At 57.6% G+C, this 18,964-nt stretch carries 13 protein-coding genes, 2 pseudogenes and 1 CRISPR repeat array; of the genes and pseudogenes, 10 read left to right on the forward strand and 5 right to left on the reverse strand.

Going from position 1 to position 18,964, the window contains the following annotated elements:
* The 3 genes from cas5c to cas7c are packed head-to-tail and all read left to right on the forward strand — an operon-like array spanning position 1 to position 3,346.
* On the forward strand, positions 1 to 666 hold the full coding sequence (gene cas5c / locus M5D89_RS09400; RefSeq protein WP_248885547.1) for a type I-C CRISPR-associated protein Cas5c: 666 nt from the start codon (positions 1 to 3) through the stop codon (positions 664 to 666).
* A complete protein-coding gene (gene cas8c / locus M5D89_RS09405; protein WP_248885548.1) occupies positions 663 to 2,417 on the forward strand; it encodes a type I-C CRISPR-associated protein Cas8c/Csd1 in 1,755 nt (584 codons plus the stop codon). Before cas5c ends, cas8c begins: the two co-directional genes overlap by 4 nt.
* Positions 2,414 to 3,346 carry a type I-C CRISPR-associated protein Cas7/Csd2 gene (cas7c, locus tag M5D89_RS09410; protein ID WP_248885549.1) on the forward strand — a complete coding sequence of 311 codons (933 nt, stop codon included), beginning with the start codon at positions 2,414 to 2,416 and terminating at the stop codon, positions 3,344 to 3,346. The genes cas8c and cas7c overlap by 4 nt, the downstream gene beginning before the upstream one ends.
* A 4-nt stretch (positions 3,347 to 3,350) precedes the next feature.
* On the opposite strand, the gene M5D89_RS09415 is transcribed toward cas7c, so the two are convergent.
* Positions 3,351 to 3,704, reverse strand: coding sequence for a type II toxin-antitoxin system RelE/ParE family toxin (locus tag M5D89_RS09415; protein WP_346347713.1), 354 nt, complete (start codon positions 3,702 to 3,704; stop codon positions 3,351 to 3,353).
* Entirely contained in the window at positions 3,641 to 3,892 is a 252-nt protein-coding gene (locus M5D89_RS09420) for an addiction module protein (protein ID WP_248885551.1), read from the reverse strand. The genes M5D89_RS09415 and M5D89_RS09420 overlap by 64 nt, the downstream gene beginning before the upstream one ends.
* A gap of 47 nt (positions 3,893 to 3,939) precedes the next feature.
* On the opposite strand from M5D89_RS09420, the gene cas4 reads away from it, so the two are divergent.
* From cas4 to cas2, 3 genes are read left to right on the forward strand one after another with little or no spacing between them, the layout of a single operon-like run.
* Positions 3,940 to 4,566 (forward strand): CRISPR-associated protein Cas4, encoded by a 627-nt coding sequence (gene cas4 / locus M5D89_RS09425; protein WP_248885552.1) that lies wholly within the window; start codon positions 3,940 to 3,942, stop codon positions 4,564 to 4,566.
* On the forward strand, positions 4,563 to 5,597 hold the full coding sequence (cas1c, locus tag M5D89_RS09430) for a type I-C CRISPR-associated endonuclease Cas1c (RefSeq protein ID WP_248885553.1): 1,035 nt from the start codon (positions 4,563 to 4,565) through the stop codon (positions 5,595 to 5,597). The genes cas4 and cas1c overlap by 4 nt, the downstream gene beginning before the upstream one ends.
* Before the next feature lie 10 nt (positions 5,598 to 5,607).
* The gene (gene cas2 / locus M5D89_RS09435; RefSeq protein WP_248885554.1) at positions 5,608 to 5,898 is read left to right on the forward strand and encodes a CRISPR-associated endonuclease Cas2; all 291 of its coding nucleotides are present in this window, start codon (positions 5,608 to 5,610) and stop codon (positions 5,896 to 5,898) included.
* 179 nt (positions 5,899 to 6,077) lie between these two features.
* Positions 6,078 to 9,431: a CRISPR direct-repeat array (repeat unit 37 nt; unit sequence GTATCGCCCGGCTCATAAACCGGGCGCGGATTGAAAC).
* A gap of 46 nt (positions 9,432 to 9,477) precedes the next feature.
* Here cas2 and M5D89_RS09440 read toward each other — a convergent pair.
* From M5D89_RS09440 to M5D89_RS09450, 3 genes and pseudogenes are all read right to left on the reverse strand, one after another.
* Positions 9,478 to 10,695: pseudogene (locus M5D89_RS09440) on the reverse strand (ISL3 family transposase).
* 205 nt (positions 10,696 to 10,900) lie between these two features.
* Complete coding sequence (locus M5D89_RS09445) at positions 10,901 to 11,245, reverse strand: type IV secretory system conjugative DNA transfer family protein (RefSeq protein WP_248885555.1); 345 nt, start codon at positions 11,243 to 11,245, stop codon at positions 10,901 to 10,903.
* Positions 11,246 to 11,271: 26 nt separating this feature from the next.
* Positions 11,272 to 11,685, reverse strand: a complete 414-nt coding sequence (locus M5D89_RS09450; protein ID WP_248885556.1) for a type II secretion system protein M — start codon at positions 11,683 to 11,685, stop codon at positions 11,272 to 11,274.
* Between the two features lie 10 nt (positions 11,686 to 11,695).
* Between M5D89_RS09450 and M5D89_RS09455 the strand changes: the two are divergent.
* The 4 genes and pseudogenes from M5D89_RS09455 to M5D89_RS09470 all read left to right on the forward strand — a co-directional run.
* Positions 11,696 to 11,908 (forward strand): annotated as a pseudogene (locus M5D89_RS09455) (IS66 family transposase); the annotation flags it as partial.
* A 475-nt stretch (positions 11,909 to 12,383) separates the two neighbouring features.
* Positions 12,384 to 12,917, forward strand: coding sequence for a hypothetical protein (locus M5D89_RS09460; protein ID WP_248885557.1), 534 nt, complete (start codon positions 12,384 to 12,386; stop codon positions 12,915 to 12,917).
* Between the two features lie 190 nt (positions 12,918 to 13,107).
* Positions 13,108 to 14,628 (forward strand): hypothetical protein, encoded by a 1,521-nt coding sequence (locus M5D89_RS09465; protein ID WP_248885558.1) that lies wholly within the window; start codon positions 13,108 to 13,110, stop codon positions 14,626 to 14,628.
* Between the two features lie 148 nt (positions 14,629 to 14,776).
* Positions 14,777 to 18,850, forward strand: coding sequence for a tetratricopeptide repeat protein (locus M5D89_RS09470; protein ID WP_248885559.1), 4,074 nt, complete (start codon positions 14,777 to 14,779; stop codon positions 18,848 to 18,850).
* Positions 18,851 to 18,964: the final 114 nt, after the last annotated feature.

An 18,964-nucleotide genomic window follows, 5' to 3' on the forward strand; every position in this document is an offset into this window, starting at 1 on the left:
ATGAAGCCTTACTGCCTTGAACTTTCTGGCCCCTACGCCTGTTTCACCCGGCCGGAAATGAAGGTCGAACGGGTGAGCTACGACGTGATGACTCCTTCGGCCGCACGCGCCTGCTTCGAGGCGATTCTTTGGAAGCCAGCAATCCGCTGGCATGTGCGCCGCATCGAGGTGCTCAAACCCATCCGCTGGATCAATCTGCGGCGTAACGAGGTGGCTGGTGTGGTCTCCAGCCACAATGTCCAGACCGCTATGAAGAATGGTCAAGGCGACCTAGCTCTCTATATTGAGGATGACCGCCAGCAGCGCGCCGGGCTGTTCTTACGCGATGTGGCATACCGGGTGCATGCCGATCTGGAGTTCCTGCCCGCGCACGACCCTGAGGCCCGCGCACCGAAGTATCACGAGATGTTCGAGCGCCGCGCGGCCAAGGGCCAATGCGTCAATCAGCCCTACCTCGGCACCCGTGAGTTCGCGGCGCATTTCCGGCTCGTTGACGATAAAGCCACCGAGCCACAACCTATCGATGAATCCCGCGACTTAGGTTTCATGCTGCACGATTTGGACTTCTCCAACCCAGCCGACCCACAGCCGCGCTTTTTCCGCGCGCGCATGGAGCAAGGCGTGGTGCATGTTCCAGCCTGGGACAGCGCGGAGGTGCGGAGATGATTCTGCAAGCTCTGAATCGTTACTACGACCGGGTTGACAGCTTGCCGCGCGAGGGATGGGTGCGCCGTGGCGTCGATTATGTCGTTGTTCTCGACGAGCAGGGTGAATGCGTCAACCTCGAAGCTGTCGGAGAACGGAGTAAAGGTAAGACCATTCCGCGCGACATGCTGGTTACCGCCATCGGCAAGCAGGCGATGAAGCACACCAACAGCGGCAAGGATGCCAATCTGCTCTGGGACAACGCCAGTTTCGTGTTTGGCAAAGGCAATAAGGGCGACGTCAAGCTGTGTGGCTTCATAGACACTCTTCAAGAATGGCTTGGTGACCTAAACGATAAAGGCGTCGAAGCCGTGCGTCGGTTCTGCATCAACCTTCGTGACAACCCCGAAGCCTCCACAGCATTAGTACATCGTTTCCAAGCCAAAGACGATTTCGAGAAGCGCGACCCAGTTCTGATCTTTCGCCTTATCTCCGATATGGAGGGCATTCACCTACGTCCCGCCGTCCGCGATGCATACGAAACAGCGCTGGCCGCTTCGCAAGCCGGCAGCGAACTGCACGGCAATTGCTTAGTAACCGGTGAGGTTGATGTGCCACTTGCACCGAACGAATCCGTCATAAAGGGCGTTTGGGGCGGGCAGTCTGCCGGGTGCAATATCATTTCCTTCAACGCCCGCGCATTTGAGTCCTACGGCAAACGCGAACGCAATGGTGAAAACGCGCCGGTCAGCTTGCATGCTTCATTCGCCTACACCACCGCATTGAATCACCTGTTGGCATCGAAGCAGCGCATTCAGGTCGGTGATACCTCCACTGTGTTCTGGGCCGAGGAGCCCCACGAGTTGGAAGATACATTGACCGATCTCTTCGGCGAACCACTCAAGGACAACCCGGACAAAAACACTGAAGCGATCAAGGCCCTGTATACGTCCGTAGCGTCGGGGCAGTTCAGTGTCGGCAGGCCGGATACCCGCTTCCATGTGCTCGGCCTTGCACCCAACGCAGCGCGCATCAGCATCCGCTTTTGGGAAACTGCCACAGCCAGCGAGTTGGCGCGGCGCATCAGGCAGCACTTCGAGGATGTGGCCATCGTCCACACCATCTACGAACCTGAACATCTGTCATTATTTCGCCTGCTCACCGGCGTGGCGCTACTGAACAAGTCTGACAACATCCCGCCCAACCTCGGCGGCGAAGTCATGCGCGCCATCCTCGAAGGCCTGCCTTATCCGGCCACCCTGCTCAATCTGGCTGTGGCGCGCTGCCGCGCCGAGCAAAAACCCACCTATGCCCGCGCCGCTGCCATCAAGGGCAGTATTAACCGCTGGATTCGTTCACGTCATACCCAAGAGAAGGAGTTCGCGCCCATGCTCGATCCATCCAATGCCAACCCGGCCTATCGGCTGGGTCGACTGTTCGCCACGCTGGAAAAAATCCAGGAAGACGCCAGCCCCGGACTCAACGCCACCATCCGCGACCGCTACTATGGCGCGGCGTCGAGCACCCCAGCTGCGGTGTTCCCGACGCTGCTGCGGTTAAATAAGCACCACCTCGGCAAGCTGGCCGCCGGTCTCGCGATCACCCGTGAGAGGCTGATTGGCGAAATCATGGACGGTTTCGATGCCACCGCCTTCCCGCCGCGTATCCTGCCCCTGCCAGACCAGGCGCGTTTCGCCCTCGGCTACTACCAGCAACGCCAAGCCTTTTTCAGTAAACCCTCCCCCGTCACCGTCAAGGAGCAAACCCTATGAGTATCGCCAATCGCTATGACTTTGTGCTGCTATTTGATGTGAAAGACGGTAATCCCAATGGCGACCCTGATGCCGGCAACTTGCCGCGCCTGGATGCCGAAACCGGACATGGGCTGGTGACTGACGTAGCATTGAAGCGCAAGGTACGTAACTTCGTGGCCATGACTCGCGATCAGGATGAACGCGACCCGCAGCCGGGAGAAAAGCGTTTTGAGATTTACGTGCGCGAGAAAGCCATCCTCAATCTACAAAACCAGCGTGCTTACTCCGCGCTGCAGCTAGATGTGGAACCGGCTGAGGCCGATTCCGACGGAGCCCCAGAGAAAAAACCTGTCAAAAAGCGTAAGGGTGGCGGCGACGAAGTGAACAAGGCCAGAGACTGGATGTGCCAGAATTTTTTCGACGTACGCACCTTCGGAGCGGTTATGTCCACCGGCATCAACTGCGGCCAAGTGCGCGGACCAGTGCAGCTCACCTTTGCGCGTTCGGTCGATCCTATCATCGCGCAAGAGCATTCGATTACCCGCATGGCCGTAGCTACCGAAGCTGAAGCCGAAAAGCAGGGAGGCGATAATCGTACCATGGGCCGCAAGCACACCGTTCCATACGGCCTCTATGTCGCGCATGGCTTCATCTCCAGCTTCCTCGCCAGGCAGACCGGTTTTTCAGACGCCGACCTAGAACTGCTATGGCAGGCGCTTGGCCAGATGTTTGACCATGACCGCTCGGCTGCGCGCGGGGAAATGGCAACACGCAGGCTGTACGTGTTCAAGCACGAGTCGGAGTTGGGCAATGCGCCGGCGCACTCGCTATTCGAGCGCATCCAGGTGGTGCGAAAGGTAGACGTGCCGCGCAGCTTCGCGGACTATGAAGTCGTCGTGAACGAGGCGGAGTTGCCCTCAGGCGTGACGCTTCTAAGCATGGTTTAAGATGCTACCGCCGCCCGGACCAATACCCCGGACGACGACGGTCACTGGCGATGGCGAGTACCCGCAGGTGGCCGCTATCGATACGATAAATGATCGAGTAGGGATAACGACGAATGATTATTCTGCGCGTATCGCCAGAGGAAGGCGCGCCGATAGCTGGGTGCGCGCTGATCAATTGCAAGCTGCGCTGCACTTCGTTTCTGAAGTGCATTGCATGCGCTTCCCCAGCTTCATCGGCGTACCAGATTGCTGCGTCAGCAAATTCTTGCCGGGCTGCTGGGTTGAACGAGATTTTCACCGCGTCCGTTTGGCGATAAGGGCATCGACTTCCTCGAACACCTTTTCGGCAGGAATCCACTGCGTGTGTCCCGCTTCCAAGTCGGCTACACGCCGGGCAATTTCTTCATCCCAGGCCTTAGCAATGGTCTCTGGAGAATCCTCTGGCTCCTCTTCCAAGCTCACGATGAGACGATGGGCTAGCTCGCTGCGCTCGTGCGGCGAAAGCTGCAAGGCTTGGTTTTCAATCTCTTGGAGTATCGCGACCATGATTTGCCTCGTATCATTGCTGCCTTATGTAACAGGATAGCACCTGCATGGTGACCGATACAGACCCCATTCCCCTCTCCGCTCTTCAGCACTGGACCTACTGCCCGCGACAGTGCGGCCTGATCCACCTGGAGCAGCAGTTTGCGGAGAATATCCACACGGCACGCGGGCAGGCAGTGCATCATTTGGTGGACACGCCCGGCTACGAGGTCCGGCACGGAGTGCGGGTGGAACGGGCGTTGCCGCTGTGGTCGGACCGGCTGGGGCTAATCGGCAAGGCAGATCTGGTGGAATTCCACCCCGACGGTACAGTGTTTCCTGTGGAATTCAAGCATGGGCGAAAACAACAAAAGATCCATGACGACATTCAACTTGCCGCCCAAGCCATCTGTCTGGAAGACATGCTGTGTCGACCGGTTCCGCAAGGGGCAATTTTCCATGCCAGCAGCCACCGCCGACGTGTGGTGAGCATCACCCCCGAACTTCGAGCACTGGTGGTGGAAGCTGCGGAGGCTATTCGCGCCATGCTCACTTCCGGCAAGCTGCCGTCTCCGGTGAATGACGCACGCTGCAAGGAATGCTCACTCAGGGACATTTGCCAGCCTGAGGCCCTGACCTCCCTTGAAAAGCAGCGTGAGCAACACACGCGCTTATTTGATGCGGAATGGCCATGATCACCCTGCAAAACACTCTCTACGTAATGACCCCACAGGCTTATGTCCACTTGGACAACACAACATTGCGAGTAGACGTGGAGCATGAAAAACGCCTACAAGTGCCCCTGCACCATGTGGGCGCGCTGGTTTGTTTTGGCAACGTGATGGTCTCGCCTGCCTTGGTGCATCGTTTGGCCGACGAAGGGAAGTCCCTGGTGCTGCTGGATGGCTTCGGTCGCTTCAAAGCACGCATGGAAGGACCGATCTCAGGAAACATCCTGCTTCGCCAAGCCCAATATCGGAGCGCCAACGACGCTGCAATAACACTGGAACTAGCCCGTTCCTGTGTAGCGGGCAAAATCCGTAATAGCCGCACGCTGTTACAACGTGGAGCTAGGGAAGCCAAAGATCTGGAGGACGCGAACCAATTGAATATAGCTACTAAACACTTGGCTGCATCCCTGCGCTCCACAGCAGAGGCATCAGGAGTAGACGAGCTACGGGGGATCGAAGGCGACGCAGCACGCTTTTACTTCTCGGCGTTCAATTACATCATTAAGCCCAACATGCGTACGCAATTTCAGTGGAACGGCCGCACAAGGCGCCCGCCCCTGGACAAGCTCAATGCCCTGTTATCCTTTCTCTATTCCATGCTGATGAATGACTGCCGTTCCGCCCTAGAGACGGTTGGCCTTGATCCCCAGCTCGGATTCTTGCACGTAATGCGCCCTGGCCGGGCAGCATTGGCTCTTGATCTACAGGAAGAATTCCGTGCCGCCATTTGCGACCGGTTCGCGCTCACTCTAGTCAACCGTGGTCAACTCAGCAACGGCGATTTTGAAGAACGAGAAGGTGGGGCAGTACTGCTTGCGGACAAAGGTCGACGTAAAGTCGTGGCTGCGTGGCAGGAGCGGAAGCAGGAGGAAATCACCCATCCCTTGCTGGATCAAAAAATGCCCATTGGCCTGCTGCCCTTCGTGCAAGCACGCTTGATGGCACGTAGCATTCGGGGAGAGATGGTCAGTTACTTACCCTATCTGGCGCGTTGAGGACCGAATCATGCTTATTATCGTCACGTATGATGTCTCCACTGAAACCGCGGCTGGTCGCAAGCGGCTTCGCCGTGTGGCCAAAGCCTGTGAGCGTGTCGGCCAAAGAGTGCAAAAGTCCGTATTCGAATGCCAGGTCAATGCAATACAATATGAAGCTTTCGAGCGCGAGTTACTGGCAGAAATCGATGAAAAGGAGGACAATCTGCGCTTCTATCGCATCTCTGAACCAACCGATCTCCGCATCAAGCAATATGGCACCTTCCGGTCCATCGATTTCACGGCTCCCCTCGTCATTTGAGGCGCGAACCCGGTTCGTCGCTCTTGAACCCGCCGTTTCGCGCACCGCTCAACGTATTGTTTATATTCCATTCTATGATATGTTCCTTGCGGTGAACCGATGTCTCAAACGCCTCTTGCTCAGGTTCGCGCAAAGAATAGAAAAAGTTCTTTTACAACAGACGGTTGTATGTTTGTGGGGTATCGCCCGGCTCATAAACCGGGCGCGGATTGAAACCTCTGCGCGATCCTGCATGGTTGGAGGCGGAGAAGGGTATCGCCCGGCTCATAAACCGGGCGCGGATTGAAACATCAGCTCCGACGGCATGCCGCTGCCGGATATGCGGTATCGCCCGGCTCATAAACCGGGCGCGGATTGAAACTGTATGTCTGGGTCAATCTTCACCGCAGGTCCAGGGTATCGCCCGGCTCATAAACCGGGCGCGGATTGAAACAATATAGCGCCGATACACCCTCGGCATTTTGGGAGTATCGCCCGGCTCATAAACCGGGCGCGGATTGAAACTTGTCGGGCTTCACGCCTTTTGCGCCGCGCACAGGGGTATCGCCCGGCTCATAAACCGGGCGCGGATTGAAACAGCGACTCAATGGACTCCTCGATGCCGATAGAGAGGGTATCGCCCGGCTCATAAACCGGGCGCGGATTGAAACCTCAAAGGCCACCTTGTAGGGCACGCGCCCGTACGGTATCGCCCGGCTCATAAACCGGGCGCGGATTGAAACATCAGCTCCGACGGCATGCCGCTGCCGGATATGCGGTATCGCCCGGCTCATAAACCGGGCGCGGATTGAAACCATCGAAGGCCACTTTGTATGGCACGTTGCCATAGGGTATCGCCCGGCTCATAAACCGGGCGCGGATTGAAACCTCAAGCCGCGCGTCAATGCTCGGCAGCCACTCGAGGTATCGCCCGGCTCATAAACCGGGCGCGGATTGAAACACGATCTGCCGAGTGTTCGTCGGCGGCAAGGAACGGGTATCGCCCGGCTCATAAACCGGGCGCGGATTGAAACACCTATGGCCCCTTACTGGCCCTGGGCAATAGCGGGGTATCGCCCGGCTCATAAACCGGGCGCGGATTGAAACGGGCCAACGCCAACGCACCCCGGGAACTCGACGCGGTATCGCCCGGCTCATAAACCGGGCGCGGATTGAAACATAAGAGAGGGAAAGAAGAACCCCAATTTCCACAAGGTATCGCCCGGCTCATAAACCGGGCGCGGATTGAAACATGTACGGACCCCTCATCGCCCTCGGCAACGCGGGTATCGCCCGGCTCATAAACCGGGCGCGGATTGAAACACGTTGGCCACGAGCTTGTGCCCCTGGTCAATCACGTATCGCCCGGCTCATAAACCGGGCGCGGATTGAAACCCATGGCGCGGCTTGTACTGGTCAGCCAACTCCTGTATCGCCCGGCTCATAAACCGGGCGCGGATTGAAACATCAATTGGTTTCCCGGTTGCCGGGTTTTTAACCGGTATCGCCCGGCTCATAAACCGGGCGCGGATTGAAACCTAGTGCCCCTGGCCGGTCTCGATTCTCTGGCCTTGGTATCGCCCGGCTCATAAACCGGGCGCGGATTGAAACTTGATCTGCACGCCAATGGGCACGGTGGAAGGGTCGTATCGCCCGGCTCATAAACCGGGCGCGGATTGAAACACCTCTCCCCAGTTTATGAATCATCAGGACGGCGGTATCGCCCGGCTCATAAACCGGGCGCGGATTGAAACTGACTGCGGTTGCTGCATTGAGCATACGATGGCCGTATCGCCCGGCTCATAAACCGGGCGCGGATTGAAACTGACTAATCGGATTCACGCCTTCGGGGACGCCCGAGGTATCGCCCGGCTCATAAACCGGGCGCGGATTGAAACTCTTAGCAGGACCAGAGCATGAAAATTACTGGGATGGTATCGCCCGGCTCATAAACCGGGCGCGGATTGAAACTGATGAGGTTTATCAATTCACCAAAGAGACCGGCGGGTATCGCCCGGCTCATAAACCGGGCGCGGATTGAAACTATCAACACGTATGAAACGTGCCCGCGTCAGTTTGTATCGCCCGGCTCATAAACCGGGCGCGGATTGAAACTTGGGAATCGAAACAGGAGAGACAAAATGAGTAAGTATCGCCCGGCTCATAAACCGGGCGCGGATTGAAACTGGATATGGACACGCTGCGCGTCGTGCCGAAGCCGTATCGCCCGGCTCATAAACCGGGCGCGGATTGAAACAAGACAAAGCGTACCCACACTATGATGTAACAACGGTATCGCCCGGCTCATAAACCGGGCGCGGATTGAAACTGGGAAATCGAATCCCTCGGTGAATACCATGCAATGTATCGCCCGGCTCATAAACCGGGCGCGGATTGAAACATACAAGTGTGCCGAGAAGTTGGGGTATCGGTAAGTATCGCCCGGCTCATAAACCGGGCGCGGATTGAAACATGTACTGCCGTACATTATGCCTTTCAACTGGAGCGTATCGCCCGGCTCATAAACCGGGCGCGGATTGAAACCCTGTACCGCCAGCGGTGTAGGTAGCTCCCGATGCGGTATCGCCCGGCTCATAAACCGGGCGCGGATTGAAACCTTTTGTAGCTTGGAATATCAGCCTTGCACCGGAGGTATCGCCCGGCTCATAAACCGGGCGCGGATTGAAACACGAGGCGCACGGCCTGCTTGACGCTGCGATCCTGGTATCGCCCGGCTCATAAACCGGGCGCGGATTGAAACAGTACCGGAGTAAGTTCATCCGGCCACTGATAGATGTATCGCCCGGCTCATAAACCGGGCGCGGATTGAAACAGGATATCCAAATCCCAAGCCGAGTTTTGCGGGATGTATCGCCCGGCTCATAAACCGGGCGCGGATTGAAACATCCGCACGATGGCGCCATAACCAGCCGTCAGCTGTATCGCCCGGCTCATAAACCGGGCGCGGATTGAAACGTCGTCAGCGCGAATTTTCCTTGCGCACTTTCGGCCGTATCGCCCGGCTCATAAACCGGGCGCGGATTGAAACCGCTGTGCCTCTAGCTCTTCGCGCTCGATGCGCAGGTATCGCCCGGCTCATAAACCGGGCGCGGATTGAAACTTCTTCGTGAACTCGCGCTATGCGCCCGCGCTGGCGTATCGCCCGGCTCATAAACCGGGCGCGGATTGAAACCACAGGACGTCGCGCCCATCGTGAGCGCGGGAATGTATCGCCCGGCTCATAAACCGGGCGCGGATTGAAACCGCCATACCATAGGCATCACGCGAAACGAAGTGAGGTATCGCCCGGCTCATAAACCGGGCGCGGATTGAAACCACTCTTGGCGGAACGCTCTGATCAGCATTTCTTCCGGTATCGCCCGGCTCATAAACCGGGCGCGGATTGAAACCTCTGGTGCTGATGGATTGGGATATTGTCCAGATCGGTATCGCCCGGCTCATAAACCGGGCGCGGATTGAAACAGGAACTGGCAGAACTCGGGCTGCCCGAAGAAGCGTATCGCCCGGCTCATAAACCGGGCGCGGATTGAAACCTGAGACCTGCGCATCGTCCGAAATAATTGCCGGTTCCTCGACGTTTCATGTGGGTAACCTGAGATCTAGCTTGCCCAAGATGAGGTAGGCCATGTTGATGAAGTTCTTATGGGTACGGTAACCCCGAGCCTTGGCCTTGGCGGACTGCAGAAGGCTGTTGAATCCCTCCAGAATCCCGTTGGTGATCTGGCTCTCGAACCAGCGCAATGCCCCGTCCCAATGGTTCATGAGGGTGTAGGTGACTTTGACCAGAGGGGGTAGTCCGCTGGCCTTGGCGTTTTCCATCCAGGCCTTGAGGAGCACAGCGCCTTGGTGGCGATTCTGGATCGTGAAGATTTCTTGGAAGGAGAGGCGGAACTGGTAGGCCTGAGCCGTCTTGAGGTTCTGGTTCTTGAGGATCTCCTAGAGCTTGGCGCTCTGCTTGGCCGAGAGCTTTCCCGGGTTCTTGAGCCACAGCCAGCGGCTCTTTTTCAGATCGGGCTGGGAGAGGGCTTCGCTCTTACGCACGGCATCCACGGCCTCATTGATGAGCTTCATCAGGTGAAAGCGATCGAAGGTGATCTGGGCACGGGGCAGATGCTCTGCAGCGCCTTTTTGGAAGGCCGGCGAGAGGTCCATGCTCACCTCCGTAATGGCTTCGGCGCTACCACCATGGGCCTGCAGATCGTCGGAGAACTTCGCAAAAGTCCTGGCGTCCTTGCCAGGGGTAGCAAAGAGCAAACGCCTGGCCTCCAGGTCCACGAACAGGGTGATGTAGTCATGGCCGCGCCGGCTGCTGGTTTCATCGACACCGATGGCATGGACCTCTGACATGTCTACGGCCTCACGAGCTTTGGCGACGTAATGCTCGATCACTCGCCAGAGCCGCTGGTCCGTCTCCCGGACCAAGCGGGCGACCGTCAACACGGGCATCTCCCGAACCATGGCCATGACCATAGCCTCGAAGAGCAGCGTGAACCCTGAGCCTTCCCGCGCCCAGGGGACGGGCACCAAATGCACAGCGTGTTCCGGGCACTGGACCCGCGGCACCCGCGCATGGAGGTAGGCCCCATGCTGGAAGAAATCGAGGTGGCGCCAGACCTTCTCCTGCGTGTCATAGACGGGGCAGTCCTAGCCGCAGACCGGACAAGGGAAGTGGCTCCCCTTGGGGAAATTGACGTGCAGGTCCAGCCGCTTCTCCTCCACGGTAAACCGTACATCGTCCACCGCCCACGGTGGAACCAAGCCCAATGCCAGTGTGAACAGTTGATTCCCTTGGTCCATCGTTTCCCTCAGCTCGCTGCCCGCTCTATCAGGCAATCATACCGCCTTACCCACTCGAAATGTCGAGGAGCCCCAAATGATAAATGGCGATAAAATGGCCACATAATGGTGACAAAATAGCACCAAAGTACGAATGGCGCCATGATGACACCAAAATAGCGACATAATGGCGATAAGATGATGTCAAAATGGCGATATGATGGTGTCATTTCGTCACCATTCGGATAACATTTTGGCCATTTGGTGGGACCGTCGGGACGCCATCTTGCGTGTATTCCTGTTCCGCTGTCTGCGCAGGTGTAGGCGCGCCCACAAACTGGATCAACGGCAGCCCTGCATTCGGATAATCAGGCGATTGAATGACCGGCGCCCAATCCTTCGGCATCCGAAACGAACCCGAATCCGTCAAACGGAAAATCCGCTCGCCCACACTCAAGGTCCGCCCCTCTACCCGAATCCCTACCTCACCCGTAGACAAAATCGGCGCCTGCACCACACCACGCTGACTCAGCCACCAAAAACGCAGCATCCATGCATAGTCGCGCGTCAACCGATGCAGCCCCAGGAAAATCCTTGTCAGGATGTATCGGACACCCGGTCAGGAATAAGGGGAGCAACACCCAAGGAAGACGGAAAAGGGAAATGCGCCGAAAGGAAATGGACATGCCAACTCCTAATGAATGCAGAGAACAATCTGATTCCATGACGCTCTGTTATCAAATTTTTTGGCACGTTTTTTCTTTGATACTTTTCTATCATAAAGTTAAGCCAACATAGAGGGTCGACGAAAAAAAGAGGCTCACCAACCAGAATCCAGCGGATCTTTTCCGCCTGTTTCCGAAAAGAAGCGAAAATTTTTTGCGGGGCAGAAACCGCATCAGAGACCGGTTGACGATTCTGTTCTGGCGGTCTGGAAGCCTGGGATTGCTGATCTACAGTAACCGGTCTCCCTGCGGCGTTCTTTCCCTGAGTGGATTGTGTTGCCAGCATGAGGCTCCTTACCGAGCTGGGTGCCGAGTACCTAGGCATCATCCAGAGCCTGCTCAGTACCTGCCGGCTGCAGGGTGTGTACCCTTAGGACTACATCGTCGATGTCCTGCACGGGTGGCACCCTGTCAAGGATGCGACGCAGCTCACCCCAAGACTCTGGAAAGAGCACTTCGCCGCCAATCCTCTACGCTCTCTACTTTCTTACATCCGCAAACCCGCCTGAAAGAACGCCGGTCCCTTACCGAATCGCTGCTACACCTGTTATCTGAAAGCGGCGTTCCCGGAGAGGGCAGAAATCATGCAATGGTGCGCTCGCGCCAGGACTGGGCGACAATTCTGGTATCCAGTCGAGGAAGTTGCGATATTCCGCCACGAGGCCAAAAGCCGGCTCTGTTCCGGGCGATACGGGAGAAAATGGAGCGGCAGGGTCCGGAGGGCTTTTTGCGTGCGGCGCTGGAGTAGGCGCAGCATTTTTCTGCACAGAGGCCGGAGGACATCTGGCTTGCATAGCGGGTGCGGATCCTCGATGATGCGCTGCATTCTCCAGAATCGCTCGCCCGCATGTACGCGCTCATGATCAGCACGGATGAGCACGCCAACGACATGCGCCAGAGCTCGCCTTTTGCTATGGTAGCCACGACTGCGGAGCGGACCCAAGTGCTCCTGGATTTCCGGGACGCCAGGGCGCGGGGGAAACGATGACCATCTTTTTCACTTCTGACTGGCACTTGGGCCACAAAAATATCATCCGATACACCCAGCGACCGTTTTCCTCCATCGAGGAAATGGAATCCTGCCTGATTGGCGAATGGCACAGCCGCGTGACCCGCAGGGATACCGTCTATTTTTTGGGCGATTTCTCCGTTACCAATGCCCAAAACAGGCCGCGCATGGAAGCCATTCTGGCCTCCCTACCCGGACACAAGATTCTGGTCGTCGGCAACCACGATGACGGCAAGATCCAGGGTTGGGACGAGGAACACCGGCTCCTGGATGTTCGTGTCGATGGCAAACATCTCCTGCTCTGCCACTATCCCCTAGCCTCCTGGGGCGACATGCGCAACATCCTGCACCTGCACGGCCATACCCACGGTAATGGTGGCCGGCACCCGGGCATGATCGATGTCGGTGTGGACGTGTGGGGTGGGAGGATCGTGACCCTCGAGGATATCCTGCCGCACACCGAGCCCTTCACCGGCCATCGGCATGAGGGAACGCCGTATCAGATCTAGCGGTGGTAAAGGCCATTTCGTGCACCCCGTTACGGACGCGAGGATACTCGGCATGAGCTTCGCGATGGGAATACTGTCGTGGGCACGATATTCCGCTCGGCAATGACCCTGCGTAATAATCTCACCCGTCGGAAAACAGGAAGGGAGCCCCACGTCGGGCTCTGCTGCGCGGATAAGGAAAAGCTCCCCCATGGTCAATGTCGCCTCCCATAAGATTCACGGTCTCTTCCCCTTCTCCTTCGGGCAGGAGGAACCTTCCGGTGGCTTGATGGGTGCGGACGCACTCCAAAACGTCGCGCGAAGAGTGACGTCCGCGACGGCGACGGACCTGGAACTCACTGCGCCCACCATTACGGAGGGTGGCGTATCGCTGGCGGCAGGGAACTTCGAAGCCAACGGCCCGGTATGGAAAGAAAGCTCCGGAAAAGGGCTGGCGACGGAGGACTTCTACCCCATCATTCGCCAGATCATCGGCAGCAGAGCGGAACACTTTCCGTTGCTCTGTATCCCGCTGGACTTGGCACAGCCCACGATGTTTTCCCAACGCAAAGGTGGAAAGCCGCGGCTCTGGCAGCTGCCCATCGGGGCCAAAGCGAAAGAACGCTGTCGGCTCGGCGAGCACGAAACCTTGGCGCTGCAGTTGCTCGATGCCCGGCTCTATCTGTTTCGTACCGGTATCGGCATTCTCGACCTTGCCTGGCGCTATCCCAACGTCAAGAGAGCCGATCGAATCCTGGAAGGAAATTACGTGCTCGGCCATGCCCGAGCGCCGCAGATCAAGAATCTCGACGCGACAGAACACGACGTGTTCGGTCCCCAACAGCTCGTCCTGCTGGCAGGCCGCATGATCCGTCCACTGGTCCCGGAATATGACTCCTCCCGGAGTAGCCGCAACATCCTCTACTCCATCCTGGAGATTGACGCGGATAGTCCAGAGCCCCTAGACCTGCTGACTACCCGCTTGTCCCATCGGCAGACGATCGATTACCAACCTGCCCAGGAGATGATCCAGGCAACGATTTGGCAGCCCTTTCCCTACGTCTGCCATGGGGCCAGCTTGGAAGGGGGCGCATCGGTGGTCCGCGGAGAACCGATTGCCTCGGACTTTTTGAAGGGGTTTGTCGAGGGCACTGGCCCCAAGACCTATCTTCCCCTGGCGCTGGCTTCCTTCCATGCCCATTTCTGGCTCCTCAATCGCACGGAATGGATCCCCATGGAGCGGACCCGCTCCGGAAGCCGCCAAGAACGCGAGGGAATCGAAGAAATCTTCGAGACCACCGTCGAGTATCGCCGCTATTTTCAATATCCCGTGGTCAGCCAGATCAGTTTGCACAACCGCTTTCACCGTCTCTGGGAAGAGGCCCTGTCGATCCCCGAACGGATCCGTTTTCAGGAACAAACCGCCAAAGATGTGGCGGAACTGATCGGGGCACGCCGCTCCCGCTGGATTGGCCGCCTCTCTGGGGCCGTCGGCGGCTTTTTGGTGACCCACGAAGTCCTTGAGGCCTTTGCGTCCAGCGGACTCCCCTTCGCCATGCCGGACATGCGCACCTGGTTCGTCATTACGGCCAACAAGACCCCAGAAGTGCTGCGCCCAATGTTGGCCTTGGTAGAGCATTGGGAAATCGGGATCTTTCTCGGGAGCCTCCTAGGGGCCGCGCTGGGTTTGTGGTCCATGTGGAATTTTGACAAAACCATCGGGAAGGAATGAGGCAAAGCAGCATCCAGCGCCTTTTCGGCTTTGTCGCGGAATTTGCTTGCCATCCTTGGACTCCCTTCGCGGTGCCGCCAGGCAGCATAACGGTTAAAGATACTAAGATTTTGGCAGCTTGTCCGTTCGTCAAAGGGAGGAAGAAAAGATGGCCGCTGTTTGCCCACACTGTAACAGCCACGATACTGCCTGGAAGCCCAAAGCCCGGCAGTGGGAGTGCCAGGACTGTGAGCAACGTTTCGATGCCCCTGCGCCTGCCCCAGAGGACATACCAGATCCACTAGCGCTGCGGGAAGACGAGTTTCGCGCTCGCGCCAAAGGCCTTGCCGATTCTGACGCCTGGTGCAGCGACGTTCTCGATCATTGGCCGGCACCGATCGCCTATACCTATGCCTTGTTGCGCAGTACGCTGAAAAGGGGGCAGATTGATGCAGCGGCCTTGGTGCTCAAGGATTTCGCCGAATTGCTCGCTCGTTTCTCGACCCTGGCCATGACCTGCGAGATCCGGGAGAAAGGGCCAGAAGACAAGCGCCGCGAGGTGTTGTCCCAGCTCTTCGCCAAACCTCTGACCATGGGAGACTGGGTGCGTCTGGCCGATGGCCTGGCAAAGTGGCTGGAAGCCGAGCCCCAGCGGCAGCCGGACTGGCTCACGCGGCCCATTGCCCGCTTGTGGCGCAGCGGAAAAAGACAGACCGTATTGGGCCGAGTGCTGGAGCAAATGGTCCGTTGGCGCAACGAGACCATCGGGCACGGGGTTCGGGGAAGCGATCTGGAACCCACCATGCAAGGCCTGGAGCGTTTTTTAGGGGCTGATGGAGAAAACAATCTGCATCGAGGGTTGCAGGCCGCTGGCAACATCGGAGAAGGGCTGCTATTGATCGACGACAGGGAGCGTGCCCTTATGGGGAGCCAGGCGCTGCATGCCCCGCAGCAGCAGCAATCTGTCGAGCATCCACTGGAGCCTTGGCAGGGGCTCTGGCTCCAACGTCGCAGCGATGGGGAAAAAATCTCCCTGAGCCCCTACCTGGCCGTGCGCCGCTGCGAAGTCTGCGGTCGTGCCGAGACTTTCCATTACGACTGCCTGCGCCCCAAGAAATACCTGCCGGACTTCCGAGTGCTCAACTACGAACAGGGTCACGCATTTCCGGTTCCCCTCCAGGTGGACAGCGGCCTGCTGGAAGAATGGCGACGGCTGAACATCCCGCAAGAACATCGTGCGGAGATCGATTTCGACAACGATGCAAGCATCCCCGGTGATGTTGTCGAGCTGCTCGGTCAGCAGGCAATCGAACGAGGCTATCTCTCTCCTGCATATCTGCGCGATCCTTTATGGAAATTCATCGATGACGGGCTGGATTCCGGGCAAGGTGGACTTTATTGGCTCCGGGCGCCGGCGCATGTCGGAAAGTCTACCTTCGTGCAGGGTTTGGACCCACAGACCGCCGAGATCTTGGGGGAAAAGCCGTTGCGGGACGACCTGGCCGTGGTCAGCTTCGCGATACGACGGGAGTACCACTACCACTTGGCCCAGTTTGCCGATGGGTTGCGGGATCTGCTCAAAGTCGCGCTCAACCTGAGCGCTGGCACGCAGGTACTGCCCAGCCTCGACATCGCCAACCCAAGCCCACAGGCATTCTTGACGTTCCTGAAGGACTTCCAAACCCTGGGGAGAAAACCCATTCTCGTCATTCTGGATGGTCTGGACGAGCTCGCCGAGGAACATCCCGGCATCCTCGACCTCTTGCCGAGTCCCGATGAGATGCCGGAAAAAGTCTTCCTCCTGCTCACCTCGCGTCCTCTCGCCGACTGCGATCTCTGGATACAGAACCGGCTGCAGTCACTTCTATCCGCGCCCGGGCGGGAGCTGGGGCTCGAGGACCCCGAGTATCGGGACTTGCTCCGGGAGTACGCAGAAAAAACTCTGCAAGGAAAAATCCAGGGCCAGCCTCTTGAGGAAATTTTTCCGCAGCTGCTCGAGCAGAGCGATGCCCGTTTCTTGTACTTCCGCTTCCTGGTCGATCGCCTGAAAGATGGCGATTTGAAAGCGCAGGATCTCCATCACCTGGCCAGAGCCGAGCACTTGTTGCCGCGATTCGTAAGGGCCTTGCGGGACCGCTATGCCAATACCCCGATGGGAGAGCGCATCGACCGTGCCCTCTATACCCTTGCGCTGGCGGAGCGCGCTTTTGAGCAGTCGATGCAATCCCTCCCGATTTTGGCGCGCAGTCCCTGGCAAGGTTTGCCCATGCCGGTACTCTGCGAGATGGTGGAGGGCACGCCGCGAATGACGCCAAACCTCGTCAATCTCCTCTACCTATTGAAACCCTTGCTGTCCACTTGGCGTGGCGAGAGCGATGGTCCCCGGTACCGCCTGGGTATCAAGGGGCTGGAGGATCTGCTCAGAGAGGAGAATCCCCAAGCCCTTGCCGATCTGGCACGCCGCTGGGTCGAGAATCTCTTCCTTCGCCAACGGCAGTGGCTGGATACCCCAGAGGCGGAGCGCGGGGAGGGAAAAGACTTCCGCGGGCCGGCACTGGACTGGGTGCTCCTGCACCTCGATGGCTTGTCCTTGGAGCTGGATGCCCAGCCGAAACTAAGCATCGCGCCCGATCAATCGCTCAGACAGAGCTTGACCAAAGAGCTGCTGGATCGTGCTAACGCGCACAGAAACCGATCGCACCATCGGGATGCGTTGCAGCGGATTTCTGCTGCGGATGCTCTACTTCGTTGGGATTGGGAGACAGAGGAAAAAACGCCCTCTCTGCAATATACCTTGGATTCCGATACCTCTCTGTTTTTGTTAACAAATATTAACGAACTTCAAACGTGGTTAAGCATCTGTGAAAGAAGAGGAGCTTCTCTTTTTGCTATCGGAAATAATGGAGATGCGATAGCTGATTTTGATCGGCCCATAGGCATGTTGAAATTGATCCGCAAACAAAGCGGAGGGCAGCTTTCGCCATACATGGCTGCCAGCCTAGCCGGATTTTTATCAAATCTAGGCTACACTCTCAGAACCATTGGAAAGAATCGTGAAGCCATTGATGCCGGTAACGAAGCAATCAAGATTTGGGAAGAAATACGAGAAAAACACGGCAATCACTTCACGGTCGAAATGACTACCGGGCTGGCCGCCGCAGAAATAAACCTGGGCAAATCCCTCAGCGCTGTAGGTCAGAACCAGGCGGCCCTAGACAACCACGAACATGCGATTGACAAGATGGAAACGCTACGGAATCAACTCGGCGAGCAGTTCCCTCCCAAGATGGCTGAAACTCTGGCCCGCGCGTATGGGAACCGAGGCGTCGTCCGGAGCGACCTCGACCAGAATCAGGATGCCCTAGACGACTACGAGCGCGCAATCCGCATCTTGGAGGACCTACATAGCCAATTGAGAAAGGACTTCACGCCCCAGATGGCCAATGGTCTAGCTGTCGTATACTTGAACCGAGGCAACGTCTGTATGGCTCTCGGTCAGCATGAAGAGGCCGTCTCCGACTACGAGCAGGCGATTGACAGGATGGAATTGCTACGAGAGCAACTCGGCGAGCGGTTCACGCCCGCGATGGCTGAAGATCTGGCCGGCGCATACATGAACAGAGGCAACGTCTGGCTGGCTCTCGATTCGCATGAAAAGGCCCTCTCCGACTACAAGAAGGCGATCTCTATTTGGGTGGATCTGCGCAGCCAATTGGGAGACCAATTCACGCCCGAGATGGCCAATGGTCTAGCTGTCGTATACTTGAACCGAGGCAACGTCTGTATGGCTCTCGGTCAGCATGAAGAGGCCCTTTCCGACTACGAGCAGGCGATTTATATGAAAAATGCGCTACGGACGCGACTCGGCGAGCAGTTCCCTCCCAAGATGGCCAACAATCTGGCTAGCTCATTTGTGAACAGAGGTAATGTCCGGAGCGATCTTGGTCAGAATTCGGAGGCCCTCTCCGACTACGATCAAGCGATTTCTATGTGGGAGGACCTTCGCAGTCGGCCGGGAGAGCGATTCACGCCCGAGATGGCCAACGATCTGGCCAGCGCGTATGGGAACCGGGGCGTCGCCCGAAGCGCTCTCGGCCAACATCAAGAGGCCCTGGCCGACTACGAGCAGGCGATCCAGATTTGGGAGGAACTGCGTGACCGGTTGGGAGAACAGTTCACGCCGGATATGGCGGAAGATCTTCTTACGGCCCAGTCGATGCGGGACAAGTTGCGTGACCATTGATGTTGGACGGCCAAATCATGTATCCAAGATAGTGGGCTGTCAGGATTGGTCGGTAAAGCCATCCGCCCATCCGTCCAGTTGATGGTATGAAAAAGGCGAAATCGTGCTTTCATT

The organism is Acidithiobacillus acidisediminis (assembly GCF_023277115.1).
GTDB lineage: Bacteria > Pseudomonadota > Gammaproteobacteria > Acidithiobacillales > Acidithiobacillaceae > Igneacidithiobacillus > Igneacidithiobacillus acidisediminis.